This window comes from Shewanella sp. SM55, from assembly GCF_025654025.1.
GTDB lineage: Bacteria > Pseudomonadota > Gammaproteobacteria > Enterobacterales > Shewanellaceae > Shewanella > Shewanella oncorhynchi.
The window spans coordinates 305,097-330,885 of record NZ_JAKKRS010000003.1; the positions used below are offsets into that span (position 1 = coordinate 305,097).

Annotated in this window: 19 protein-coding genes; 8 read left to right on the forward strand and 11 right to left on the reverse strand. The window is 46.5% G+C overall.

Annotation, left to right across the window (positions count from 1 at the left end):
* Positions 1–20 precede the first annotated feature (20 nt).
* The 3 genes from L5L91_RS06705 to L5L91_RS06715 are packed head-to-tail and all read right to left on the reverse strand — an operon-like array spanning position 21 to position 3,634.
* Positions 21–1,745 carry a polyamine aminopropyltransferase gene (locus tag L5L91_RS06705; protein WP_263235956.1) on the reverse strand — a complete coding sequence of 575 codons (1,725 nt, stop codon included), beginning with the start codon at positions 1,743–1,745 and terminating at the stop codon, positions 21–23.
* Between the two features lie 4 nt (positions 1,746–1,749).
* Entirely contained in the window at positions 1,750–2,649 is a 900-nt protein-coding gene (locus tag L5L91_RS06710; protein WP_263235957.1) for a DUF350 domain-containing protein, read from the reverse strand.
* Positions 2,650–2,662: 13 nt separating this feature from the next.
* A complete protein-coding gene (locus tag L5L91_RS06715; RefSeq protein ID WP_263146478.1) occupies positions 2,663–3,634 on the reverse strand; it encodes a hypothetical protein in 972 nt (323 codons plus the stop codon).
* Between the two features lie 238 nt (positions 3,635–3,872).
* Here L5L91_RS06715 and glnE point away from each other — a divergent pair, with 238 nt between their 5' ends.
* Together glnE and L5L91_RS06725 are read left to right on the forward strand one after the other, a co-directional pair.
* Positions 3,873–6,728, forward strand: coding sequence for a bifunctional [glutamate--ammonia ligase]-adenylyl-L-tyrosine phosphorylase/[glutamate--ammonia-ligase] adenylyltransferase (gene glnE, locus L5L91_RS06720; RefSeq protein WP_113939025.1), 2,856 nt, complete (start codon positions 3,873–3,875; stop codon positions 6,726–6,728).
* Between the two features lie 117 nt (positions 6,729–6,845).
* Positions 6,846–7,817, forward strand: coding sequence for a sensor domain-containing diguanylate cyclase (locus L5L91_RS06725; protein ID WP_113939024.1), 972 nt, complete (start codon positions 6,846–6,848; stop codon positions 7,815–7,817).
* 77 nt (positions 7,818–7,894) lie between these two features.
* On the opposite strand, the gene L5L91_RS06730 is transcribed toward L5L91_RS06725, so the two are convergent.
* Complete coding sequence (locus L5L91_RS06730) at positions 7,895–8,854, reverse strand: sodium-dependent bicarbonate transport family permease (protein ID WP_263168337.1); 960 nt, start codon at positions 8,852–8,854, stop codon at positions 7,895–7,897.
* A 138-nt stretch (positions 8,855–8,992) separates the two neighbouring features.
* On the opposite strand from L5L91_RS06730, the gene L5L91_RS06735 reads away from it, so the two are divergent.
* Entirely contained in the window at positions 8,993–9,991 is a 999-nt protein-coding gene (locus L5L91_RS06735; RefSeq protein WP_173242949.1) for a LysR family transcriptional regulator, read from the forward strand.
* Between the two features lie 124 nt (positions 9,992–10,115).
* Here the strand turns inward: L5L91_RS06735 and L5L91_RS06740 are convergent, their stop codons facing one another.
* The 3 genes from L5L91_RS06740 to zapE form a co-directional block, all read right to left on the reverse strand.
* Complete coding sequence (locus L5L91_RS06740) at positions 10,116–10,694, reverse strand: methyl-accepting chemotaxis protein (RefSeq protein ID WP_263235961.1); 579 nt, start codon at positions 10,692–10,694, stop codon at positions 10,116–10,118.
* Positions 10,695–10,720: 26 nt separating this feature from the next.
* Positions 10,721–11,740 (reverse strand): methyl-accepting chemotaxis protein, encoded by a 1,020-nt coding sequence (locus L5L91_RS06745; RefSeq protein WP_263235962.1) that lies wholly within the window; start codon positions 11,738–11,740, stop codon positions 10,721–10,723.
* Positions 11,741–12,321: 581 nt separating this feature from the next.
* The gene (zapE, locus tag L5L91_RS06750; RefSeq protein ID WP_263235963.1) at positions 12,322–13,608 is read right to left on the reverse strand and encodes a cell division protein ZapE; all 1,287 of its coding nucleotides are present in this window, start codon (positions 13,606–13,608) and stop codon (positions 12,322–12,324) included.
* A gap of 281 nt (positions 13,609–13,889) precedes the next feature.
* On the opposite strand from zapE, the gene L5L91_RS06755 reads away from it, so the two are divergent.
* Complete coding sequence (locus L5L91_RS06755) at positions 13,890–14,687, forward strand: polymer-forming cytoskeletal protein (protein ID WP_263236005.1); 798 nt, start codon at positions 13,890–13,892, stop codon at positions 14,685–14,687.
* 44 nt (positions 14,688–14,731) lie between these two features.
* Here the strand turns inward: L5L91_RS06755 and L5L91_RS06760 are convergent, their stop codons facing one another.
* Positions 14,732–16,297 carry a M16 family metallopeptidase gene (locus L5L91_RS06760; protein ID WP_263235964.1) on the reverse strand — a complete coding sequence of 522 codons (1,566 nt, stop codon included), beginning with the start codon at positions 16,295–16,297 and terminating at the stop codon, positions 14,732–14,734.
* Complete coding sequence (locus L5L91_RS06765) at positions 16,294–17,712, reverse strand: M16 family metallopeptidase (protein ID WP_263235965.1); 1,419 nt, start codon at positions 17,710–17,712, stop codon at positions 16,294–16,296. Before L5L91_RS06765 ends, L5L91_RS06760 begins: the two co-directional genes overlap by 4 nt.
* 216 nt (positions 17,713–17,928) lie before the next feature.
* Here L5L91_RS06765 and L5L91_RS06770 point away from each other — a divergent pair, with 216 nt between their 5' ends.
* Entirely contained in the window at positions 17,929–18,756 is an 828-nt protein-coding gene (locus tag L5L91_RS06770) for a M14 family metallocarboxypeptidase (RefSeq protein WP_105251567.1), read from the forward strand.
* 92 nt (positions 18,757–18,848) lie between these two features.
* Here the strand turns inward: L5L91_RS06770 and L5L91_RS06775 are convergent, their stop codons facing one another.
* On the reverse strand, positions 18,849–19,763 hold the full coding sequence (locus L5L91_RS06775; protein WP_105251568.1) for a L,D-transpeptidase family protein: 915 nt from the start codon (positions 19,761–19,763) through the stop codon (positions 18,849–18,851).
* Between the two features lie 895 nt (positions 19,764–20,658).
* Here L5L91_RS06775 and L5L91_RS06780 point away from each other — a divergent pair.
* The gene (locus L5L91_RS06780) at positions 20,659–22,389 is read left to right on the forward strand and encodes a potassium/proton antiporter (protein WP_105251569.1); all 1,731 of its coding nucleotides are present in this window, start codon (positions 20,659–20,661) and stop codon (positions 22,387–22,389) included.
* 91 nt (positions 22,390–22,480) lie between these two features.
* Here the strand turns inward: L5L91_RS06780 and L5L91_RS06785 are convergent, their stop codons facing one another.
* Positions 22,481–23,407 carry an LpxL/LpxP family Kdo(2)-lipid IV(A) lauroyl/palmitoleoyl acyltransferase gene (locus tag L5L91_RS06785; RefSeq protein WP_168822581.1) on the reverse strand — a complete coding sequence of 309 codons (927 nt, stop codon included), beginning with the start codon at positions 23,405–23,407 and terminating at the stop codon, positions 22,481–22,483.
* Positions 23,408–23,510: 103 nt separating this feature from the next.
* Between L5L91_RS06785 and hldE the strand changes: the two genes are divergently transcribed.
* Positions 23,511–24,941, forward strand: coding sequence for a bifunctional D-glycero-beta-D-manno-heptose-7-phosphate kinase/D-glycero-beta-D-manno-heptose 1-phosphate adenylyltransferase HldE (gene hldE / locus L5L91_RS06790; RefSeq protein WP_263235966.1), 1,431 nt, complete (start codon positions 23,511–23,513; stop codon positions 24,939–24,941).
* Positions 24,938–25,765, forward strand: a complete 828-nt coding sequence (locus tag L5L91_RS06795; protein WP_263146449.1) for a hypothetical protein — start codon at positions 24,938–24,940, stop codon at positions 25,763–25,765. Before hldE ends, L5L91_RS06795 begins: the two co-directional genes overlap by 4 nt.
* The last annotated feature ends 24 nt before the right edge of the window (positions 25,766–25,789 follow it).

The following is a 25,789-nucleotide window of genomic DNA, read 5'->3' on the forward strand; positions in this document are numbered from 1 at the left end:
TCAAGTACTATCTCATCCTATTAAAAAAGATTCAGTCCTTGATTCTCGGACCAATCTTGCAAATGGTAGTGATACAGCTGCAATGAACCCAATTCATTGGGTTTTATGTTGGCGGCATCATGATAAAAATTGGCTGGAAACTCAAAGGCGCCATCCACTAAACCTAAAGTGAGCCAGTCATCTTTGATGGGCAACTCAGTTAACTTCGCTAATCTGTGTTGTGCATCGAGTCCGCCTAAGGTTGCAATACTCCAGCCCCATTCGCCAAAACTGGGCACATTATGATGGTACTGCTTTACGTCAAATCCCGCCAATGCCAAGGTTTTTGCTACCGAAATAAAGGCCTTAGGGGCATGGTAAGGCGATGTTGACTGTACAGTCAGAGCGCCATCACTGCTCATAAGTTCCTTTAATTTACGGTAGAAATAGTCCGAATAGAGCTTATTAAGATCGGGATGGCTCGGATCGGGCAAGTCTACGATAATCGCATCGTATTTCACGCCTGTGGCAATCAGTTTATCGACACCATTAAATGCATCGTCGTTGATCACTGTGACACGGGGATCGTTCAGTGCATTGCCATTGAGCGCCAACATAGCGCGACTGAGACTATCTGGCATATCTGTATCGGGCGATTTAAATAATTGCACTAGGCCCACATCGAGATCGAGCAGCGTGACTTGTTCAGGCTCCCAGCGCAGTACTTGTTTGAGACCGAGTCCATCACCGCCGCCAATGATCAGCACCTTGTTGTGACGGGCACTGGCCGCGAGCGTAGGATGAACGAGAAACGTATGGTAGATGTGCTCGTCTATGCTAGAAAATTGTAAGCGACCATTGATGTATAAAGCATAAACTGGCGGCAGACCGTTACCGCGCAACCGCTCGGTGAAGGTCAGCTGTTGGAAACGTGTCGCCTTGGCGTAAACCACTTTGTCTTTATAGAGCAAATTATTGAATTCTTGCTCCCAGCGTGGGCCGTGGATTGCTAATACGAGTAAGACACCAGTCACGATAAAATGCCCACTCAAAAGCAGTTTAGGGCGGCGGATTTTAGGCCAGAATCGCCAGATAAACACAAAACCTGCCAATAGATTGAAACTGGCAGTTAAGGCGGCGGCGAGTTGGATATCGATGGCGAGCATAAAGCCAACCCAAATGGCGGCACCTATGCCTGCGCCTATGTAATCAGCTCCGTAAATTGTGCCCGCGTTATGCAGTAAATGCTCGTCGGAAAGGGATTGGCGAACCCTAGCAATCAGCGGGATTTCCATACCAATCATCAGGCCCAATAACACACCCCACACATAGGGTAAGTATTCGCTGAGTTTTTGCAGCGAGCCTATCATGCCACCTTCGGGCAGTTGATCTGGCGGTAAACCTAAGGTGTTAGCAATGATTAATGGCAGTTGTTGACCAAAACCAATCACCGCTGCTGTGATTAAAATGGCGAGTGAGCCACAGAGTGCAACTGTGAGTTCTAAGATCACAAAACCGGTAAAGGCATCACGGATCTTACGCGCGGCGAAGGCACCTAGCCCCATGGAGACAATCATTAAGCCTATCATGGTGTAAATGGCGGCTTCTAATGCGCCTAAAATGCGGCCCGCATAGTGGGATAAAAGATATTCGTAGATCAGGCCGCAACCTGCTAATACGGCCATAATGCCCAATAAGAGAACATCGTCGAACCAACCTAGGCGGCTAGGTTTAGCCGCCGAGGGAGTTAAGCTAATTTCTTGCATTCGATTAAGCCATCAGTGCCGTAAGAATAAGTGCGATAGCGATACTGATCGCCATTTCTACTGCGGCGATACCGATATTGTGTTGTCTTTCCACTTCATCGGCTAAATCGATACGGGCCAATACCAGTTTCTTCACGACGAACAGCAGTAAGGAGAGTGCGATCAGCATAATGACTGAGAACACTAACCAACCGATCACGTTAGTCACATAAGCCGTTGGATTATAAATAATAAAGTGACTGGCGGCATTAAAGCTCAGTGCCATAGCAATCATGTAACCCGCATGGCGTAGCGCTAACGCTGTATGACCTTGGGCTAAGGCTTGTTGCATAGACGAGTCTTGGTTGCGGCTTGCGAAACGGTTTTCACGCCACCGCGTGAGTAGCACTAACATCAACTGCGAAATCGCAAAGGCGCTGAAGATGGCAATGAAGGTATCGACCGTTAAATCTTCTGCCCACAGCAAGACGGAGCGAATGATAATGGCGGTAGCAATAGCAACGCTAGCATCGACGATAGCGACGGACACATTACCTTTGATGATTTGCTCGTTCTTATCAAACTCATTTAGCGCTATTTTATCGTGGAGAAAACGGCCGAGTTTAATCAGTACTAAACCGAATAAACCATAGCAGCTCATGCCAATCGCTTCGGTAAGATAAGAGTGTGCCGCAGCGCCTGTGATAGCGCCTGTAAGCACTATGCCTAGGGCGGCAACTGCGCCAGCGATACTTATGCCAAAGGCAAAGTTATCCCGCTCTGCCAGCTCTTTACTGCTATTGACCTTTACACTCCAACCTTGCAAATAACGCATTAGCGTTAGCAAAATCACGGCTATGGTGAGGTCGATAGCCAGAATGATGGCTAGCTCTGGTGTGATACCGAAATCCTGAAATAATGTCATTGGAAATCCTTAGTTACTTGCCCCGGCGCACACTGCGGGTCGTGCGATTGCTGGAATTGCGGAAACTGCTGTCTTTAGCATAGTTAGATCGAAACTTACTGTTCGAACTCTTGCTCGCACTTGTCGTGCTGGCCTTAGGTGCGCTGGTACTTTCACGGGATAACGCCGTGCCACCAGTTCGCGGTTTAGCATAAGGGCTGTCAAAGCGCTTGCCTTGTGAGTCGAAACGTTTTTTCGTTTGTTCGAAGGTCTTATTTTGCGCATCCGCTTGTTTGGGTGAGGTATAGCGATAACGACCTACGTCATTGTAATAGCTATAACCTCGGTTACCCGACCAACGATCGTAGGAAACTGGGCGATTGAAAACATTCGAAAACATCGAATACATGCCATACCAAGCCCAAAACGAAGTGCCGCTTGAGTCGGTTTGCCAGTTGCCGTAAGAGGGATTACCAACTAATTGACTGCCTGGACCAAAATCTTCACCGCCATTGGCTAATGTTGCGGCCTCACGGCTAATCGAATTCACGCGAGCCAGTTTGCCGTCGGACATATCGGCGACCACGTTGACTGGATCAGACAACATATCGTTAAACAGACTGGGATCTGCGGCTTGATAAAGATTTTCTGCTTCGGCCAGCTGTTGATCGAGATCAGCAAAGTTACTCGCCACTTTCGATTCATCTAAACGACGTTTTAGCGAGGTATACATGGGACCTTGGGTACCAGAATCCTTTGCTAATTCATCGAGTAAGGGTGCTAAATCGGGTTTCTGTTGCTTTAGCAGTGTCGTGTATTGTTTTAAGAGATTAGCGTTACGCAACTGGCCGTCATCGATCATCGTCGTGAGCGTAGCGAGACGTTGCTGTGTGAGTTGTTGATACTTCGCGATTTTATCCGGTCTGTCATCGCCACAACCCGTCAGCGATAGCGAAACGGCTAAAAAAAGTATCGATGTGAGAACACGGGTTAGCATTCCTGCCATGTTTTCTCCAAAAGGTAATGAAATAAAACTCAAATACTTGCAGGCAATAATAATCCGCTTGCCCAATATGCCTGCCGCGCAGGTTATAGTACCCTTAAATGCCACAGATAAAAGTGTAAACCTTTATTTGTGTGTTACATCAGGTAGCTGCAAGTCTCGTCGAACATAACATGATGTGGCGTCAATCTATATCATTTACGACATAATATGTCGATAGCTAAATTTGTTAGGGATTATTATGACCATGCAAAAAGACAGTAATAAGTCATTGTCTATTCTTATTAATCAAACCGCTGAACGCAATTGGCTGCGATTAGAGGAAGCATGGTCCGAAGGACTTGCGCAATTAACGCCTGCTCAGCAGCAAGAACTCAAAACGGTTTTGGGACTCAGTGATTATGTGGCGGCTCAACTATGCCGACATCCCGAGTGGATCGCTATGCTGTTTGCGGGCGATTTAAGCCTGATTGATCGTAAAAACTTTGATGTTGATTTACATGAAGAACTGGCTAGCACGACCACAGAGGAGATGGCTAAAACCACCCTGCGACGGTTTCGTAACTATCAAATGGTACGTTTAGCTTGGCGTGACTTTTTAGACTATGCCAGTTTAGAGGAATCCTTGCTTGATCTGTCGGCGCTCGCCGAAGCGTTAGTGATCTGCGCCCGCGATTGGCTCTATAAAGATATGTGCGCTCAATATGGCACGCCGATGGACAGAGAAGGGAATCCGCAACCGCTACTGATTTTAGGCATGGGTAAGTTAGGCGGCCGCGAGCTTAATTTCTCCTCCGATATCGATTTGATTTTCACGTTTCCTGAGCATGGCGAAACCGTCGGCGGTCGTCGCAGTTTAGATAATCAACAATTCTTTATCCGCATGGGGCAAAGGCTAGTGAACTTGCTCGATCAAGTCACCGTCGATGGTTTCGTGTTCCGCGTGGATATGCGTTTGCGTCCCTACGGTGAAAGTGGCCCCTTGGTGGTGAGTTTTAGCGGTCTTGAGGATTATTACCAAGAACAAGGACGAGACTGGGAGCGTTATGCCATGGTCAAGGCGCGTGCGCTCGGGCCTTGGAATCATTTCTCCGATGAACTACACAGCCTCCTGAGACCCTTTGTGTATCGCCGTTATATCGACTTTTCGGCAATTGAATCCCTGCGGAAAATGAAGCAACTCATCGCGCAAGAAGTGCGGCGCCGTCATTTGACCGACAATATTAAACTCGGTGCAGGCGGTATTCGTGAGGTCGAGTTCGTGGTGCAAAGTTTTCAATTGATCCGTGGCGGCCGTGAGCCTGCGTTGCGTCAGCAGAGTTTATTCGGTGCTATCGATACGCTTTACAGCTTAGGGCAGTTTGAATATTTGGCGGTGGATGAGCTTAAACACAGTTATTTACTGCTGCGCCGGGTTGAGAATCTGCTGCAAGCCATTGACGATAAACAAACCCAAACCTTACCGAATAATCCATTGGATTGGGCTCGATTGTGCCATGTACTCGATATGGCTAATGAGGTTGATTTACGCACTCATATTGAAGCGGCAATGAGCAAAATCCATCGTCATTTTAAAGCCACAGTGGGCGGCGAAGAAGGCGAAGAAAAAGCTGAACATTGGACGACGCAGCTGTGGAACATGCAAGACCTTGATGATGGCATAGCGTTGTTGGCCGAACAGCAAATTGATGATGACAAGCTGTGCCCTATGCTCAGCAGTTGGCGCGAAACAGTGACTAAGCGTTCCATTGGTCCACGCGGGCGAGAAACCTTAGATAAATTAATGCCAAGATTATTGGAAGAATTGATTAATCAACAGAGTCCATCGTCAGCTTTTGAGCCCGTGTCTAAGGTGCTGGAGCAGATTTTAACTCGCACCACTTACCTTGAGCTTTTGTGTGAAAACCCTGGTGCGCGGCAGCAGTTAGTGAGCTTGTGTTGCGCCAGTCCTTGGATTGCCGCGCAGTTGGCTAAATTCCCCATGTTGCTCGATGAGCTTATCGATCCGTCGCAGCTCTATGACACGACCTCCATCGACGATTATCCGAGCGAGCTGCGTCAGTACATGATGCGCGTGCCCGAGGATGATATGGAGCAGCAAATGGAAGCGCTGCGACAATTTAAGCTTTCACAACAACTTAAAATCGCCGCAGCCGATGTCACGGGTGTTTTACCCGTGATGCAAGTGAGCGATCACTTAACTTTTTTAGCCGAAGCTATTATCGAACAAGTGGTGATGCAGGCGTGGCAACAGGTTTCAGTGCGCCACGGCGTGCCAGCATACCTTGAGGGCAGTGACACAGGCTTTGCCGTTGTCGGTTATGGCAAGCTCGGCGGGATTGAATTGGGTTACGGCTCCGATCTCGATTTAGTTTTCTTGTGTGAAAATAAAACAGAGAACGGCCTGACCAATGGTGATCGCCCGATTGAAGTTGGTCATTTTTACCTCAAACTCGCCCAGCGCATTCTGCATTTATTCTCGACTCGCACCACTTCGGGAGAGTTGTATGAAGTGGATATGCGCCTGCGTCCTTCTGGCGCCTCGGGTTTGATGGTCAGTGAGATTGAGCGTTTTGGCGAATACCAAGCTAATGAGGCGTGGACTTGGGAACATCAAGCTTTAGTGCGCTCGCGTTTTGTTTTTGGCGACAATAGTTTAGCAGTTAAATTCAGTCATATTCGCGCTTCAGTATTGGAAAAGCCCCGTGATAAAGCTGAGCTGCAAAAAGCGGTACGTGAGATGCGTCAGAAGATGCGCGATCACTTGCTTAAAGTCAGTGATGGCATGTTTGATTTAAAGCAGAGTCCAGGCGGGATTGCCGATATTGAGTTTATTGCCCAGTACTTAGTGCTGGCTAATGCCCACGAGTATCCAGAGCTAACGATTTGGTCCGACAATGTGCGGATTTTTGGGGTATTAGCTGAGCTTGAACTCTTGCCAATGATGAGTGCCCAGCATTTAACTCAGACCTATTGCTTACTGCGGGATGAAAATCATCGCCTGACTCTGCAACAAAAGGCGGGGCAGTTACCTGTGTTAGAGGTTGAGGAACATGCCGAGCGAGTGCTCAATATCTATCGCGCTGTGCTTGAATAGTACAGTCATCTATACAGTCATTTAAAGGGAGTAAGGCTGAAACGAATATCAGCCTTAACACCGCAAGAATGCACAATTTAGGCTAGAGTTTAATGAGAGCAGTTAGCAGAGAGCACCATGCAATTACCTACTATCCCTGAAAACGAGCTGCAACGTTTGGCCACGTTACGCGCACTCAATGTGCTCGACACTGATGCCGAAGAACGTTTCGATCGTATTACTCGGCTCACGCGCAGAATTTTCTCTTTGCCGATTTGTGTTGTGACCTTAGTGGATGCCGAGCGGCAGTGGTTTAAATCTCGCCAAGGATTGGAGGTGACTGAAACACCACGGGAAATCTCATTTTGTGGCCATGCAATCAATCAAGACGATATTTTTATCGTGAATGACGCCCTCAAAGATCCGCGCTTTAGTGACAATCCACTGGTGACTGAGCAGCCGCATATTCGCTTTTACGCCGGCTATCCCCTCACCATTCACGGGCAATATCGGGTGGGTACTTTGTGTTTAATCGGCACTGAACCGCGGGATTTTACGGCTGAAGACATTGAAACCTTAACGGATTTAGGACAAATGGTAGAGGCTGAATTACTCTCTATCGCGCAAAATACCTTAGATCCCTTGACGGCTATTTCGAATCGACGTGGTTTTGAATTACTGGCCCATCAGTCACTGGCGAGTTGTCGACGTACCGAATCTGAGGCGGCCTTAGTATTCTTCGATCTCGACTTTTTTAAGGAAGTGAATGACAGCTTTGGTCATCGCAAGGGCGATCAGGTGTTATATGATTTTGCCCATATCTTAATGACTGCTTTTAGGGAGTCGGATGTGATCGCAAGGCTTGGCGGCGATGAGTTTGTGGTGCTGTTAAGTTTTGTGCATAGAGATACAGTCAATCGGGTCATCGAGCGTTTTAAGCAGTTACTTGAGCAATATAATCAACAGCATCCTAAGCAACATAGATTGGCGACCAGCATAGGTATCGCCCATTGGACACTGGATTCAGATATGAGCTTAGAGGATCTGTTAGATTCCGCCGATAAAGCCATGTATCAGGATAAAGCCACACATCACAGTGATGCATCTTAAATTGTTTACGCTTATGCCAATGAAAAGGGAGACAATAATGCCTCCCCTTTCATTGGACTTTATTCGGCGAAGAAGCACTAAGCTGTAATGAGCGTTACCCAATGTTGATATAAGGGTAAGCCAATTAATACGTTAACCGGAAATGTGATCCCCAGTGAGGCTAGCATAGCCAGACCTATATTGGCTTCGGGGATTGCGGCACGAATGGCCGCTGGCGCTGCGATATAAGATGCGCTGGCACTTAATGCCGCTAACACTAAAATGCTGCCTGAAGGTAAGTCCAGCCAAACGCCTACACCAATACCACACCAAGCTAATACAAAGGGCGCTACGGCGGCAAACGCTAATAAGCGCCATTGTTTAAGTGGTAGCGGCAAACACACTTTGGCCGTTACTAAGCCCATTTCCAGTAAAAATAATGCCAGTAAGGTTTTGAACCCGCCTAGTAGCACAGGTGTAAGCGGCGCAAGTCCCGTTGGGCCATAAAGCCAACCTATCACCACACCGCCAAGGAGTAAGACAACGCCGCGGCTGGTTAAGGCTTCGTGCAACACGCTTGATTGATTTTCATTTTTGGGTGATGTTTCAATTGCTTTTTTGGCACTTAAGTATCTGTGTAACCAGAGCATTACGACAATAGCAGGTAGTTCCAGCAGCACGAGATATAGGGTCGTTTCTGGCCTTAAGATCAGCCCAGATTTTTCAACCATAGCCATCACCACCGCAAAGGTTCCCGCACTGACGGAGCCGTAATGGGCGGCAATACTAATGGCATCGGTATGGCCAATGCGAACCAGCCGAGTTAGTACAGGGTATAAGGCCAAGGGGATAATCAAACCTAAGGCAACAACCGCTAACAGCTCAGTGATCACTAAGTTTTGAGTGTGACCGTGGAGCGCCATTCCGCCCTTTAAACCTAAGGTAAGCATTAACAGTATGGATAGGGTTTCGTAGATCGCGGGGGGGACTTTAAGATCTGATTTCACTAGGCCAGCTAACAGGCCTAAGGCGAAAAATGCAATGACAATATCGGGCATAAGTATCTCATTAAGTTTGACTTTTAAGCCGTACAAAACGCGCTTGTTTGTCGAGTGATCCTGATGGCTGGTGATTTTGGACCTAATTAGTTATATTGAAAAATAAATTGTTTACCACCTAGGTATAGATAATTGTCTATGGATAAGCGTTCGTCATCGACTCAGCTTAAATTGCGGCATTTGAGTTTTCGGTTACTGCAGGTGTATGTGCAAGTGGTGCGGTTAGGCAATATTTCCGCAGCGGCGAGGGCATTGCATTTAACTCAACCCACAGTGTCATTACAGCTTAAAAAACTGGCCGATGTGTTGGGCGAGCCATTACTCGAGAGTCGTGATGGCCGCATGTTACCGACCTTGATTGGTAATGAGTTGTACCGCGCAGCCTGCGATACCTTGAGTCGTTTTGAGGATTTCGATGCTTTTATGCAGCAGGCTAAAGGTGGCAGTGTCGGTCACATTAATATCGGTATTGTCACTACCGCCAAATACGTGTTACCACGGATTTTAGGGGCATTTTATCGGCAGTTTCCACAGGTTAAAGTGACCTTAAACATTGGTAACCGTGCCCATGTATTAGGCCGATTTGAACGTCAAGAAGATGATTTATACCTGTTTAGTCATCCTCCAAGTGGCGATAACGTGTTATCTGCACGCATCATCAAAAATCCGCTGCAACTGATTGCACCAAAGGAGCATTGGGCTGTGGGTCGTGAACAAGTGAATTTTAACGAGCTTAAAAATGAGCGTTTTATCGTTCGCGAACCGGGGTCAGCCACCCGCTTAATGTTCGAGTCTTGGTGCAGCGGCCAAGGCATCACGCTCGGTGACACTATGCAAATCGAGAGTAATGAGGCGATACGCTTGAGCGTCGCGTCGGGCTTAGGTTTGTCGGTGATTTCGGCGCATACCTTGCAAGAAGGGCGCGAAAAACCTGCAATTCTAACTGTTACGGGGTTTCCGCTCGAAAGTAACTGGTATCTAGTTGGCCGTAAAGATCGCCGTTTGCCCTATGCCGCCATGCAACTGGTGGACTTTATGGCGGCGCATTTGGTCGAGTGTATCGAGCCAGAATGGGTTGCCACTGATATCAGTGAACTGGCTATGCACTTTAATCATGCACCGCAAACTCGATCCTAGCACTCTTGAGTCTTGCTTGTATTATGGAATGCTTTATTAAACTAGATCATAGCGTTATGCATTGAGGGTAACGGTTTAACACATCTTGTGCCATTACCCTCTGATTCCATTATAAAGTGATACTCTAGACTTTAAATCGCGTCAGTAGATTGTTCAGTTCAACGGCGAGTCTTGAGAGTTCATGTGCCGAGGCACTGGTTTGCTGTGCCCCCGCAGCACTTTGGCTGGCAAGATCACTAATATTCACAATGTTTTTATCGACCTCGCGTGCGACTTTCGCTTGCTCTTCGGCGGCGCTTGCGATGACCATGTTGCTGTTATTCATCGTACTGATTTGGCGATTAATCGTGTTTAATGCATCCCCTGCCAATCTTGCGACTGAGAGTGCCTGTTCAGCCTTTTGGCCGCTGTGCTGCATCGATTGCACAGCCGTTTCGGTGCCGTGCTGGATTTTGTTAATCATGTCTTCAATTTCACGGGTCGAGGACTGAGTGCGATGGGCTAGGGCACGAACTTCATCAGCAACAACCGCAAAACCACGGCCTGTATCGCCCGCTCGCGCCGCTTCAATGGCTGCGTTTAAGGCCAGTAAATTTGTTTGCTCAGCAATGGCGCGGATCACATCGAGAACTTTACCTATATCCCTCGCTTGAATCGCTAAGGTTTGAACAACCTGTGAACTTTGCGTTACATCCTGATTCATGTCGATAATGGCTGCGACTGTCTGATCTACCTGTTTTTACCTAATTCGGTACTGCGGGCGGTTTCTTCAGAGGCTTCTGAAGCGAGCACCGCCGTATTGGCAACTTCATCTACTGCCGAACTCATTTCGGTAATCGCAGTTGCCGCTTGCTGTATTTCATCATTTTGTTGCTGTATGCCGCGGGAAGCATCTTCAGTGACGGAATTGAGTTCTTCGGCGGCGGAGGCGAGCTGGCTAGAGGAGTTTGCTATATGGGATAAAGTGTCGCGCAGGTTTTGCTGCATTTCAGCTAATGATTGCATCAGTTGACTGGTTTCATCTTTACCCTCTGTGCTGATTTTCTGCGTTAAATCCCCCCTTGCGACAGCCACTGAAATGCCTACAGCTTCCTTCATTGGCTGCACGATACTGCGAGTTAAAAATATTGCCACTACAAATGCAGCGATTAAGGAGCCCACTATCATAATGCTGTTTAGCCATTTACTCTCGTCGTAGGCTTGTGCAGTTATTTGACCTTGTTCCTTTGCATATTCAGTATTCAAGCTGCCAATGCTAATGAGCGTCTTTGTCATTTTTTCGGCTTGCACTATCATGACATCATCCATGATCCGTTTAGCTTCGGCTGCATCATTCGCCTGTAGCTTGCTGATCATCTCATCTTGATGCTTTAAATACAGATCAAGGCTGCCACTAAATTCTTGATAGAGCTCCTGCTCACCTGGCAGGCTAATTAAAGGCTCATAGTTTTTTTGATCCGTTTTAATACTCTGGCGGATTTGCCTTAATGTATCGAGTCCTTTGTTAAGTTCTGCTGCCGAATTTGCTAATAACAGGCGAAATGTAAACACCCTAGCGCGCATCACATTGAGGTTGATGCTCGACAGACTGACCAGCGTAGGTAGGGTATTATCTTCAATTTCTTCTGCAGTGGATCGCATGGATGACATTGTCTGTAATGACATGATTCCTTGAAGTAGCAACACAAGAGCAAGTAATCCAAACGCAGCAATTAATCGTGAGCCAATCTTAAATTGTCGTAACCACATAAGTTAATCGTCCCTGTATTTAAAAGAGTTCCGTTTAAGGCTGTTCTTAATATTTTCTAGCGAATACTTCGAACTAAGTGTCATGGCGCTTATTCAGAATCATGAGTCTTTAGTTGGTTGCATAAACTATAGATTATATTTTTGAGCTTTTATGTTGCAGGTTGTAAATTTGATCGATTTAAACCTATAGGCTGTAAATTAGAACAATTTAAACTAAGTTACACCGTACCTTAAAACTCAAGGTTAGCAACAGCTAGAAGCAAATTGAACGTAATGAGTCATTTAGTTGTGTGGATTGAATCGATTATGGCAGATGGATTTTCTATTTTATGTATTTGATTTTTAATTATTATAATGTTTTTGCTGTACTAGTTTGTCTATGATTGCAGATTTTCAATTTAGGTACTTATTCATCTTTCTAGGCTTGTCTCTGCAAATAGCATATTTGACTTGTTATATTCTTAATGCATGAATTATCTTGTCACTAATTGTTCCTCGAATTTTTATCGTGATGACTAACTTCTCGCTTATCAATATTAGGGTTTTGGTCTAACTCAACAGAGCGATAAATCGCTAATGTTTTACGGCCATTCACTTCGACTCATTGCTATTAATCGACTGTAGGTGCGGCGGAATTCAAAACTGAGTGCGCCACCTTGATAGAGTTCACTCAGTGGCACGTCGCAGCTGAGATATAAGCTGACATTTTGATCATATAACTCATCAATTAAGCTAATAAAGCGCCGTGCTGGGTCGTCGTTGGCAGCATAGGAGAGTTTGCGCTCGCCCGTGGCTGCGGCTTGGTTATCACCTGTACCGTCTTCTGTGCCGCGGGCACGGATCCAGCTTTTTACTTCGCCGCCTAATTTGGGAACGCCGCTTACCATTAAGATCTTAAATCGACTGGCTATTTCGATATAATCGAGCTGGGATCTCGGGCCGTCACATAGGGCATAAAAATCGAACCAAGCGACTGAGTTGCCTGTTGGTGCTATAGCGGCGCGGATCACTGGAATTTCACGGTTGCAGATGGTGAGGCTAGCATTACTCATTCTGCTATCACTAATGCCAATAGCGCTCATATAGGGTGTATTTGGCGTTAACCCATTCACTAGCTTGTCAAAAATCTGCTCAAAATCGAGTGTTCCGGTAATGCCGATATTGCGGGAAATTGAGGCGTTAACTTCAGCGCTATCAATGATAATCTCGTTGTTTAATGAAGGATTGCTAGCGTGCATCCTATGGTCTTGGTTGCCATTGAGATGCAGCATTTGAGTGTGTGTTTGCAGCAGTTGGATGCAAGGTAAAAATCTGTGCCTAGCTAGGCCGTTCTCATATAAGCGCTCAATAGGAATATTTGAGGTGGCGACCAGCACCACACCTTGTTTGAATAGGCATTCAAAGAGCCCCGCGAGTATCATGGCATCGCCAATGTCCGAGACAAAAAACTCATCGAAACACAGCACCTTGCACTCTTTTGCGAGATTTTTAGCTATGAGTGTTAACGGATCTCGTTTGCCCGAATGCTCGCGTAATGCTTGGTGAATCCGCGCCATAAATCGGTGAAAATGCAGTCTTAACTTGCCTTCACTCGGCAAGCAATCGAAAAACAAATCCATCAGAAACGTTTTGCCCCTCCCCACATCGCCCCACAGATACAGACCTTTGATTGCTTGTTTGTTGATAAAGGGAAAGTGTGCTGAATGTGGCTGTAGCATCAACTGCTTAAATAGCACATCGAGCGCCAACACCGCCTGTTGCTGCGCGGGATCGTCAATGAGATCTATGCACACCTTGGCGCGATACGCTTCAAGTGGTGTCACGATTGGGGTTATCGATTGCGAGCTAGCGGAGTTTGAATGTGCCATGTCGGGGTCTCGTTGGCGGTTTGTTTTCGGTGTTTGCTGCTAGTGTGTTCTTTAGCTTTGTTTTAGTGCGATATCAACACTCACCTTTTTGAGGCATCCTGTTACTCATATTCAGGTACTCGGGAGCCATATGGCAAGATGCTCAGGGTAACATAGTCGCTGGCGTGACTTAAGTCCCGCTCTGGGGCTTAGGTTAAATACTAAGCGAAACCAGTGCTTTATTCTCGAGGACTTTTACCATAACATCTTTGTCACAAAAATAATGATATGGAATGAATCCTATGGCGAGTAAGGGCAATGGCATTACGGTTATCAGTGCGCAAACCTTGATTGAGGGCGACATTCAGTTAGAGAGCGCGGCATTCATTGCGGGTAAATTGCAGGGCAAGATTAGATCAGCAGGACAAATTAAGATCGAACTTGGCGGCGAGATCTCTGGTGAAGTCAGTTGTAATGAGCTGCGGGTTTGCGGCGTGTTTCGCGGAAGAGTCTGTTGTAATAAGTTGATTATTACCAGTTCTGGTGTGGTTGACGGTGAAGTCGCCAGTCATCAGATGGAGATTTACGAAGGCGGGCAGTTTATTGGTCAGCGTATTAAAGGTCCTGAACTCGATGCCTTGCCGGACATGCTACAAGCACTCGCGCCAATAGATCAACGCTCGGATGCGCATTTATATGCCAGTGAAAGCACTTTACTAAGAGGTGATCATCTGGCGATTCGCCCTTGGCTGTATGTTGCAGTGGCAACTGTCGTCATAGCGTTAGGTTTTAGTTTTGGACCCGAGCAATTGCGTGAGTGGTTACCGAATCTTAGTAACAGCCCGCTGAAAACTGAGGCGTCTCCGGCAATCGAGGAGCTTAAGGCAGTAAATGGTATGGCTCCTGATCAACCTGCTACGCTAAATAGCGCGAATGCTGACAATATGGCGGTATTACCGGCAACTGATCCTGATCCGCAGGCTATGCAGCAGGATTCGGCGATGGAAGATTTGCAACAAATGGAACAAGGCCATGAACAGATGACGCAGGGTGATAATGGCGCACCGCCAGCCAGCGACAGTGCGACCAATAAGCTCTAATCTGTCGATCGCGCATTTGAATCTTTTAGAAGGATTATTTGGCTTTAGTTGTCAGTTAGGCCAACCTTGACCCTTTCAAACTGCCACTCTGGTAGCTTAGTTTTTAAGTCAGGAAGAATTCGATCAACATCGCCCCGCAAGATAATCAATGGCTCACCGCTAAACGCCACGTTTGCTAACTGTTGTAGCCTCTCAGGCGTCAGAGCTTGTAATCCTGCATTCAGCTTTTGCACATCAACTTGAGTTAATCCTGTCGCAATTTGTTGGAGATATTGGTTTTCACGCTGAATGCTGTTGTCTTGGCTGAGCAAATCTTCACCGATCAAATAGGTTTTAAGTGCATCGATTTCACCTTGGCTAACACCTTGCGTCTTAACGAGTGCGAGGTGATCTACTATCCCCACCACAAACGCGCCCGTATGTTCTATGGCTGTACTGCCGTAAAACTTGATACTGCTGGAGAGCGGTGCATTAGCACATTGGCCGTAGATGCCATAGGTGAGGCCGCGTTTTTCCCGTAAATCATAGTAAAGTCTGCCCGAAAAACTGCGGCCCATGAGTGCGGATAAACTGCGACAGCTTAAGGCTACTTCCTGTGGGTTCAGTTGCTGCTGAGTTGATGCATTACTTAGGACATGATCTATGGCATAACCTAGGCGGACTTGGGTTTGCACGCTGCCCGGCGCATCAATAAGGTAAATCCTCTTGATTTGCTGAGGCTTTACTGTCTCTGGTTTATCCACTTTCGGCACTGAATTAGGCAATATTGGCCACAGTTTAAGGCTAGCTTGAAGGTTAAATTTAGCGTTATTTGCCAAAGAGTTGGGTAGAAAAAGATGCCACTGTGCTTGTGTTACCGCCTGCTGTTGGATTTGTTGCAGTTGCCTTAGGCTGAGCGAATCGAACAATGTATTATTATTGATCACTCTATTGTAGGGATGTTTAGGGCCGAGCAGTTTATCGCGCCACACTTTATCTATCTCGGCGCCACTAAAGGCGTTTAAGTGTTTATTGAGCTTGAGTTGACGACGAATATTGTCGACATCGACGGGGGCGGTTGTCGCATCAACAAAGGCATCTGGCTGCCAAAATTGCAGTAGTAAGCCGTAGATATGGTTAACATCGTCGGGGCAAGTGAGGCTTAAATTAATGCTGTGCAAGCTGACACGCATACTGAAAGTCTCAAGACAGGGATCTGCGCGGCTAATGGCAAGTGTGCGGGCCTTTTCTTGAAAGGCAATCTGTAAAATATCAGGATTATTGAAGGGAACTTGCGGGCTCACTGCCGCTAAACTGACCCTGTTGCTCACACTGTTATTCATTTGAAGTGAGGCAAGGCGATGTAACTGATAGGGTAAATCCAATTCGGTATGGACTTCATCGGTAAAAATTTCATCCGTTACGGGGATAATGACGCTGCTTTTGGGTAAATTATTGTTCAAAGAGCTAGGCAAAGAATGGGCTAAAGAGTTTGGCGTTTCAAAATGGGCCAAACTCGGCGGTTCGCTCGGCGTGAAGACGATTTGCGTCTGCTGGCAGGCGTTTAGTGATAAAGCCACAGCGCAGAACATTAAGCCTTGTAGCTGCTTTGACATTGTCTGAGTCGTCATAATACCGCATCCTCTAAACTGTCACTCATATCGTTAGGCAGCCATTCCAGTAGCGTTTTACCCCAGCGAATATACCAAGGTGGCAGTAGGTCGACTCGGACATAATCTTGGTTAAAATACCGTTTTGCGACGCTTTGGATATCGTCGGCCGTGACTGCGTTGATCCGTTGCCACTGCGCAGTGAAGGGATGGTCTTTATCTTGGGCCGACGTTGCGGAAAGCTTGATGGCTAAGGCCTGCGTGTCATCCAGTTGTTGTAATTGATTGTTTAACCACACTTGTTTAAGTGTGCAAAGACTTGCTTCATCCAGAGCATCTTGCTGCGTTTGTGCCACAAGTCCCAATACTTTTTGCACTAAGGCATCGAGTGAGGTCCGTGCCCGTGGAACCAAGACGATATTCGCTATGCCGTGATTTTCTAACTCAAAGGGCAGGGAGTAGCTGAGCATTTGTTCGGGATTATGCAGACTGAGTTTAGCGAGTGCACTGGCGGTGTTTTGAAATAAATAGCCTTCTAGCAGCCGAATTGCCGCAGCATCGGGGTGATCTTTACCTACTGTATGCCAAGCGAGCAGTAATCCGGGCCAAGGTCCGCGCTCATCAACTAACTCAGCATGTACTTGTTTAGGCTGGATTGTTAACTCAGAAAATTCAGGTTCAGCAATCGTTGGCCTAGACCAAGCCGCAAAATTTTGCTCAATCCATTGTCGGGTTTGTGGGCTTAGTTTGCCGACAAGGGAAAGCTGCATCGCATCGGGACGATAATAAGCACGGTGAAAGGCTGTTAGGTTTTCTGGTGTGGCTTGCAAGATATCTTCGCGACTGCCAATAATACCGTGACCGTAGGGAGTGCCTTTTACTTGCTCGAGTAAAAACGCCATCGCGCTGCGGATATAGGGCTGATTATCTATGGTTTGTGCCACTTCCTGCAGTACGGTTTCCTGCTGATTTTTAACCGTAGTGGCGTTAAGGCTAGGGCGGATAAAGCGATCGGCTTCGAGATATAAGCCCAGTTCTAATGCTTGGTTTGGCAGCGTCACATAGTAGTTGGTGTAGTCAAAATGCGTGCTGGCATTAAAACGTGCACCTAAAGCACTGAACTGCTGAGCATAGGTATCGCCGGGGGCATTTTCACTCCCTTTAAACAACATGTGCTCAAACAGATGGGCGTAACCACTCTGACCTTGGGCTTCGTTGCGGGCGCCTAAATTAAATTGGCTGGCGACTGTGACTGTTTGTTTATCTGCCATGGGCAGTAATCGCACTGTCAGGCCATTTTGTAGCGTATAGGTCTCTATATTCGCTTCGATCGCATATAAGGCTTGTGCATCTTGCTCGGCGCGACATTGGGCCTGTAGCGTATGACTGAAAACACTGGCCGAAAGGGCGATAAAAAAGGTGATTTGAGTTTTCATAAGTGCGTCCTGCCGAGCTTATTTTTTAATTTGTCAAATGTCTTACTCAAGCTGGATACCATTAACGACAGGCAATTGATACATTCGCAGGTATCGATACAGATTGCACCACTGTCGACGACTGCTCGGATTTCATCGAAATCAGTTGAATAGCATTCAGTTTTTGAAAAGAACTGCTATGATGGCACAGTTCTTTTTCTGGCATAAGTACAAGATATGGTAAGCAGATCTCCGTTCGAATCCTTTCAGTGGAAAAGCGATATTTTTAACTGTGAAAGCACTGATATTGATAATTTCTATCTGCTGCTTGAGCAGGAAATGACCCGTTTGGGCATGGTTGAGAAAACATTGGGTGAAGTGGGTAAATACGATGTTAGCTTGTATCAGTCACCGGCCGCTAAGTCAGGCTTACCTTCTTTATTGATCAGCACAGGATTTCATGGCGAAGAATCTGCAGGCCCATGGGGTTTGTTGCATTTTTTGAGTGAAGCTTCAGCAGACCTATTTGAACGGGTGAACTTGAGTTTATTGCCTCTCGTCAATCCTACTGGATTCAGTCGTGGTCATAGATTTAATAAATACGGCGAAAATCCAAATCGTGGTTTTGTATTTGAGAACGGTAAACCTAAAGCGAATGAACATACATCGGTTGAAGGTAAGCTATTGTTAGAGCACGCACAGTTACTGCTTGCTGCGAGCCGAGACGGTATTTTAACTTGCCATGAAGATGTCTTGAGTCGTGAAGCCTATGTGTATTCTTTTGAGCCAAGCCAAGTGCCTGGACGTTTTAGTCTCGATCTACGCGATACTTTAGGTGGTTATTTCCCGATTGCGGTAGACGGTGAGATTGATGGGTGTCCTGTTAAGGATGGTTTGATCTTCAATCATTTTGATACGTCTTTTGAAGCTTGTTTAGTACGAAGTGGTGCTCGTGTCGGTGCTTGTACTGAAACGCCTGCGTTGCAAAACTTCGATCAACGCGTATTAGCAAACAGTGCCGCTATGACTCACTTCTTGGCCCTGTGTGCACCTTTATGTGATTGATATGTTAGTCTATTACGTTAGTGAGTAGCCTGACATGACAAAAAAATACCCGCAGATTGCGGGTATTTTTTTAGGTGGTATTCGCCAGTGAATTATTGATTAATTCGCATTGGCACACCAGTACGTTCATCGAGTAGCTTCTTGATCACAGAAGAATCAGTGTCAGCTTTAGCGATAAACTTAGCGATCTCTTTTGGCAGTGATATCGCAACGGGCTCATTTGATTCAAACTCCGCCACAGTGCGAGACAATGGTTGATGTACGGCTAAGTAGCGTTTACCGTCTGGCTCTTCGGTTGCTTTAATCGGCTGGTTCACAAATTGTACCCGAGTTCCCACTGGTACAGTCTTGAATAGATGCTCGATATCTTCATGGCGTAAACGCACACAACCTTGACTGACACGCAAACCAATACCGAAACTCGCGTTAGTACCGTGAATCGCATACAAGTTGCCGATATACAGCGCATACAGTCCCATAGGGTTATCTGGACCCGCTGGCCATACCGCAGGCAGGATTTCACCTTTAGCAGCATATTCTTTACGAATGCGCGGTGTGGGTGTCCAAGTTGGATTCGCACGCTTGCGTTGTACAGTGGTCACCCAGTTTTCTGGTGTGTCTTTACCAATTTGGCCAATACCAATAGGCAATACTTCAACAGTCTTTTTGCCTTTTGGATAGTAATACAACCGCATTTCAGCCACGTTGATCACTATGCCTTCACGGGGAGCGTTTGGCAGGATCAATTGCAATGGAATGATCAATTGGCTACCTGGTTTTGGCAGAAATGGATCCACACCTGGGTTAGCTTCGAGTAGGTTACTGAGACCAAGTTGGTATTTGGCTGCGATATCTTCGAGAGTGTGTTTACCCTCTGGAACCGTATAATACTGGTTCTCGCCAATTAGCCTGCTTTGGGCGGCTGGTAAAGGATATTCCGTTGCTAAAGCGGACAGACTAGGGAAAACCAAAGTCAATAATAAAGCTGTGGTGCGAAGCATACTCATAAGCGGATACTACGATTCCTGTTAATAAAAAAGCGTGTTTAACGCAGCTTTCTCTCTTAAAACGAGAGCGGCAATTAGTCGAGCAAAATGCACTGGCGCGCGAAGCTCGCATCCTTCCTTATTTTGGACATTATTTCAACTGAAATATGATCAGTACGGCGTATTTATCGCTTAATTTTTTGTTTTAACGGTTTTTCTTGGCGGCGTCAATTGCCAGTATTTAGTCTTGTCGTTAAAACCTGCTGTACTCAATTGTTTTGTGTATGCCTTCCTGCTTGATCTGCTTGATGAAAAATATTTGTAGTGTTAACCAATCTAAAACGTGTCTGTTTGAATGGCGAGCATGTATGGCGTTACTGGAACTGAATTGATTTGTTTTGGGAAAACAGTGTGTGGTCCTTTTCTGATAAGGCTATTGCTCATCGGATAAAGTGAGTTTAAATCATCTCATTGGCAAATAAATGGAGTTAAAACAATTAGCTTAAGAATAATGTTCAAATATTCACCCTTTACACGACATTATTTTATCTGGCACTAAATTGGTCATGATACCGTTAGTTTATACAGGTTTGTGAGCTGAGTTTTGCTTGAATGATTTGAGTTTACGTTCAGTTTGTTATTTTTAACTATTTGATATTCATTTATTTTAATGCTTATTAAGTCGTGTGGCGATGTTCTGCTATCCTTTAGGTTTTACGTTAGCCTTTATCTAAAGGTTAATATAAAGTTGGTTTTATGACATTTTTTATGTAGATGATTGAAATTTAATATTTAACGCTCCAATAATTCGATATTTTTGTGCTAATATAAAATCATAAAATTGTGAGTTGAGTCATTTTTAACCTCGGTGATTTGTCTATCGTTTAACTAAACAACCTGTATTAAGGAGGCGTTTGTGGATGCAGATTCCATCAATAGTTTTTTTCTGATTGGCGCCTTGCTTACAGCAGTGAGTGTTTTACTTAGTCCTATGTCTTCCCGTTTGGGCATCCCTATTTTATTGATTTTCCTCGCTGTGGGTATTTTGGCTGGCGAAGATGGACTTGGTGGAATCCAGTTTGATGATTATTCAACTTCCTATTTAGTCAGTAACTTAGCCTTAGCGATTATTTTACTCGATGGCGGTATGCGCACCCGCGTTGCTAGTTTTAGGGTGGCGCTATGGCCTGCATTATCGTTGGCGACCTTTGGCGTTGCCATTACGACCAGTATTACCGGCATGATGGCTGCATGGTTGTTCGACTTGCATTGGTTGCAAGGTTTGCTGGTGGGCGCGATTGTGGGCTCGACCGATGCCGCTGCGGTATTTTCCCTGCTTAAAGGGCGTAGCCTTAACGAGCGGGTTGGTGCGACCTTAGAAATTGAGTCCGGCAGTAACGATCCCATGGCGGTATTCTTAACCGTAACCTTGATTGCCATTCTTGCCAATGTCGACAGTGAGTTGTCCTTCAGCTTTATGCTTATTAGCTTTATTAAGCAATTTGGTCTGGGGATCTGTTTAGGTTTGGGCGGCGGCTGGATGCTGTGGAAGCTCGTCAATTTAAGCAAGTTAGCTGATGGTCTGTACTCTATTTTAGTTTTAAGCGGTGGTCTGATTATTTATGCTGCGTCCAACAAACTGGGTGGTAGCGGTATTCTGTCGATTTACTTAGTGGGTCTGTTCCTCGGCAATAAGCCAACCCGGGGCCGTCATGCGATTTTGAACGTACTGGATGGTATGACTTGGGTCAGTCAAATCGGCATGTTCCTCGTATTAGGGTTATTGCTTACCCCTTCAGATTTAGTCGATATCATGATCCCAGGTTTTGCTCTGGCATTCGGAATGATTTTATTTGCTCGCCCTGTCGCCGTGTGGATCAGTCTATTGCCCTTTAAGAGCTTTAGCAGCCGCGACCGCTGGTTTATTTCTTGGGTGGGGTTACGCGGCGCTGTGCCTATCATCTTAGCAGTATTCCCTATGATGGCGGGCTTACCGGGTGCTCAGTTGTACTTCAACTTAGCCTTCTTCGTTGTATTAGTGTCGTTGCTGGTTCAAGGTGCATCTTTGACCACTGCAGCGCGTTTAGCTAAGGTGGAACTGCCCCCAAAGCCGTTACCCGTTTCGCGCTCGGGAGTTGAAATTTACCCGAGCAGCGAATGGGAAGTGTTTGTCTATCGTTTGAGTGAAAGTAAGTGGTGTATTGGTGAGCCGCTAAAGCGCTTAGCTATGCCAGATGGGACACGGATTGCGGCGGTATTTAGGGATGATACTTTGCTGCATCCATCGGGTAGCACTCGTCTCGAGGCGGGCGATATACTCTGTGTGCTGGGTCAGGAGAAAAGTTTAGAAGCCTTGAGTAACCTCTTTAGCCAAGCGCCAGAAAATAAAGAAGTACAACGATTCTTCGGTGATTTCTTTATTGAAACAGACGTTAAGCTTGCGGATCTCGCGCCTATTTATGGTTTGAGTTTAGATAATCTCGCTGATGATATGACAGTCGCAGACCTTGTGGTATCTCAGCTTGGCGCCAATCCTGTACTTGGGGATCAGTTCCACTGGCAGTCGTTGCATTGGGTGGTGGCGGGGCTGTATGAAGGTAAAGTCACTAACGTAGGTATTCGTTTACCGACTGAGAATGCGCTCTAATCCTATGTGCTAGATGGTCCTTACTATCGAAAGTTACCATAAAAAATGCCAGCTTATTTGCTGGCATTTTTGTATTCAAAGCTAATTGAGCTTATTGATATAAAGATTTGTCCGTTGGGTCGGGACGGGTCTTAAAGCGGCGATGTAACCACATATATTGGGCGCGGTTTTTATCTATGATGGATTCAATAATCTTGTTACCGCGAATGGCATCGGCTAATTCATCTTCGCCGGGGAAATTATCCAGCGGTGGCATCACTTCAATTCGATAGCCTTTATCATCTGTAGTACGTTCCACAAAAAAAGGCAGGACTTTGGCTTTGCCGAGTTTAGCTAACGTGGTGGCACCGGTAATCGTTGCCGCATCTGGCATGGCATAAAATGGGATAAATACCGCACTGGAACGGCCAAAGTCTTGATCGGCCGTGTACCAAATCACATCGGGATTGCGGAGGCAGCGTATCATTTGGCGCAAGTCGCGTTTAGAAACGAGACCTTTATTGGAGCGTAAACGGCCTTTGACCTGCAGGTATTCCATCACTGGATTATTGTGTGGGCGATAAACCCCCACGCCGGGTTGGAATTGGCCGAAGATACGTGCGCCCATTTCCAGCGGCAAACAATGCACGGCAAAGAGGATCACGCCGTGGCCAGCATTTAACGTGTCTTGTACGTGTTCTTCGCCTTTGATACTCATGTGCTGCTGCACTTTTTCATCGGGCCACCACCATGCATTGATGGTATCGAAAATGGCTTTGCCCGTTTCTTCAAAATTACGCGTGAGTAAATCTTCTCGCTGTGCTTCCGTCATTTCAGGGAAACAGAGGGTCAAGTTACGGCGCGCTGTGTGGGTGCGGCCAGCTGCGAATTTCATCACTAAGCGACCCAATCCCTTCCCCAGCGTCATCTGCCAAGGAAGCGGTAGAAGCTGAGTTAAACGCATCAAAAATACGCCAAACCACATGGGCCAATGCTTAGGATGATATAAAGAAGATGAAAACTCGGCTTTCTCGACCACAAAAATACTCACTACTTTTGAAAATTACTGCTCATTCTAACTCAATTTTTGCTGAAAATTAGGTACAATCACGGTTTAATTTCTGCATAAAGATAAGAGCACTATGAAGGTTTCTCTGCCAGCATTTGAAAAAGCCAGAGTGTTAGTCGTCGGCGATGTGATGTTAGACCGCTATTGGGTTGGCCCTACGGGACGTATCTCCCCTGAAGCCCCCGTACCTGTGGTGAAGATTAATCAAGTCGAAGACAGACCCGGCGGCGCGGCCAACGTGGCGCTCAATATCGCGACCTTAGGGGGGCAAGTCCAACTTGCCGGGCTCGTCGGTCAAGACGATACTGCCCATGCCCTAACGCTCGGTGTGCAAACTTTAGGGGTTGAACCCCAATGGTTAAGTATTGCTGATAAACCAACCATCACTAAGCTGCGGGTGTTATCACGTAATCAGCAGCTTATCCGCCTCGATTTCGAAGAAGCCTTCGACAAGGCCGATAGCGTGCGTTTATTGAAACAATCCGAGGCTTTACTCGATTCTGTCGATGTCGTGGTGTTGTCCGACTATGCAAAGGGCGCTATCGATCAGCCGCGAGATTTTATTGCATTAGCGCGTTCGAAAGGTGTGATGGTATTAGTCGATCCTAAGGGTAGTGACTTTGGTCGTTATCATGGTGCGTCACTCATTACCCCAAATATGAGCGAGTTTGAAGCTGTTGTTGGCACTGTGACCTCTGAAGCCGACCTGCTGGAAAAAGCCCGTGGTTTACTCAAGCAACATCATTTTGATGCCATTTTAGTCACCCGCTCTGAAAAGGGTATGACCTTAGTGACCGCTAATACGCCTGAGTTGCACATTCCTACCGTTGCCCGTGAAGTCTATGATGTGACGGGGGCTGGCGATACTGTGATTTCGGCCTTAGCAACCTCATTAGCCGCGGGCGCCGATTTACCGCAAGCTTGTGCGATTGCGAACACCGCCGCAGGCGTTGTGGTCGGTAAACTTGGCACTTCTACCGTGAGCCGCATTGAGCTTATTGAAGCTTTAGCTTTGCACCATGGAGAATCGGGTTTTGGGGTGGTGAGTGAAGATCAACTGGCCTACGCCTTAGAGCAAGCCAAACTACGCGGTGAACGTGTGGTGATGACTAATGGTTGCTTTGATATTTTACATGCGGGCCACGTGAGCTATCTTAAACAGGCGAAAGCTTTGGGCGATCGTTTGATCGTCGCGGTAAACGATGATGCCTCGGTTAAACGCCTCAAGGGTGAAGGCCGTCCAGTTAATCAGGTTGATCGTCGTATGGCTGTGCTCGCTGGCTTAGCTTCTGTTGATTGGGTTGTGCCTTTTAGTGAAGATACGCCGCAGCGCATCATTACTCGATTGCTGCCAAATCTGCTGGTCAAAGGTGGTGATTATAAGCTTGAGGATATTGCTGGTGGCGCTGAAGTGATTGCCGCCGGTGGCCAAGTGCAAGTGCTGGGCTTTGAGGATGGTATTTCAACCACGGCGATTATACAAAATATTATGGCGAATCAGTGAGCTTAGTCGCTCTGGCATTCGCATCTAGCCTGACTTGGACGCCCATTGCCGATAAGCAGGCTTTGATTTGCCCTTTACCAGAGCTTGGTACTTGCTTGGCATTATTGCCAGAGCAAGTGTTGGTGCAGCTTCCTGCAACACTCGAACAATTTAGGCTTGATTTAGGCCGCAGAAGTGCCATGGTCATGCCCGTCGATGACAATAAAATTGCGGGCCTAGTCTTAGTGAATGAGCAGCGGACACCGCAAGTACAGTTAGCCAGTGTCGATATGGTGACCTACCAATTACCTTTGCTTGAACAGCCGCAATTAACCCTATGGCATGAGCTCGGTCATTTGGAGAACCTTGCTCTGCAAGGCTCTGTGTTACCGACTCACTTGAGTGCATATCAACATGAATGGCTAGCTGACATTTATTTGGTTTGGCGTATCGCACGGGAGAAAAATGATTTTGCCTTGGCGTGGCAGCAATACCACAGACGCAATCTTGATGCATTAACAAGCCCGCAATACTTGTCACATTGGAGTTCGCCAATGTTGATACAAGTGTTGCATCGATACGATGTTGCTCAAGTGGCTAAATTTGCCGAGTATCGGGACTTTTTAACGAATTTTTACCCTAAAGCCGAGCAATTAGAGCCGAGATTATTAGGTGAGTATTCGAGCTTAATGCAACGCACTTTTGGCGCGAGTGTATTGCAACCCCTTCCTGAATATCTATTTTGGCGAAAAGCTGATCTTGGACACTATCTCCAACCGACGTTCGTTTTACTCATGGGCGAAGAAAAAGCACATAACTGGTTGGTACAAAATTCAATGTTATGAATGTGTTAATTAAATCTGTGGTGA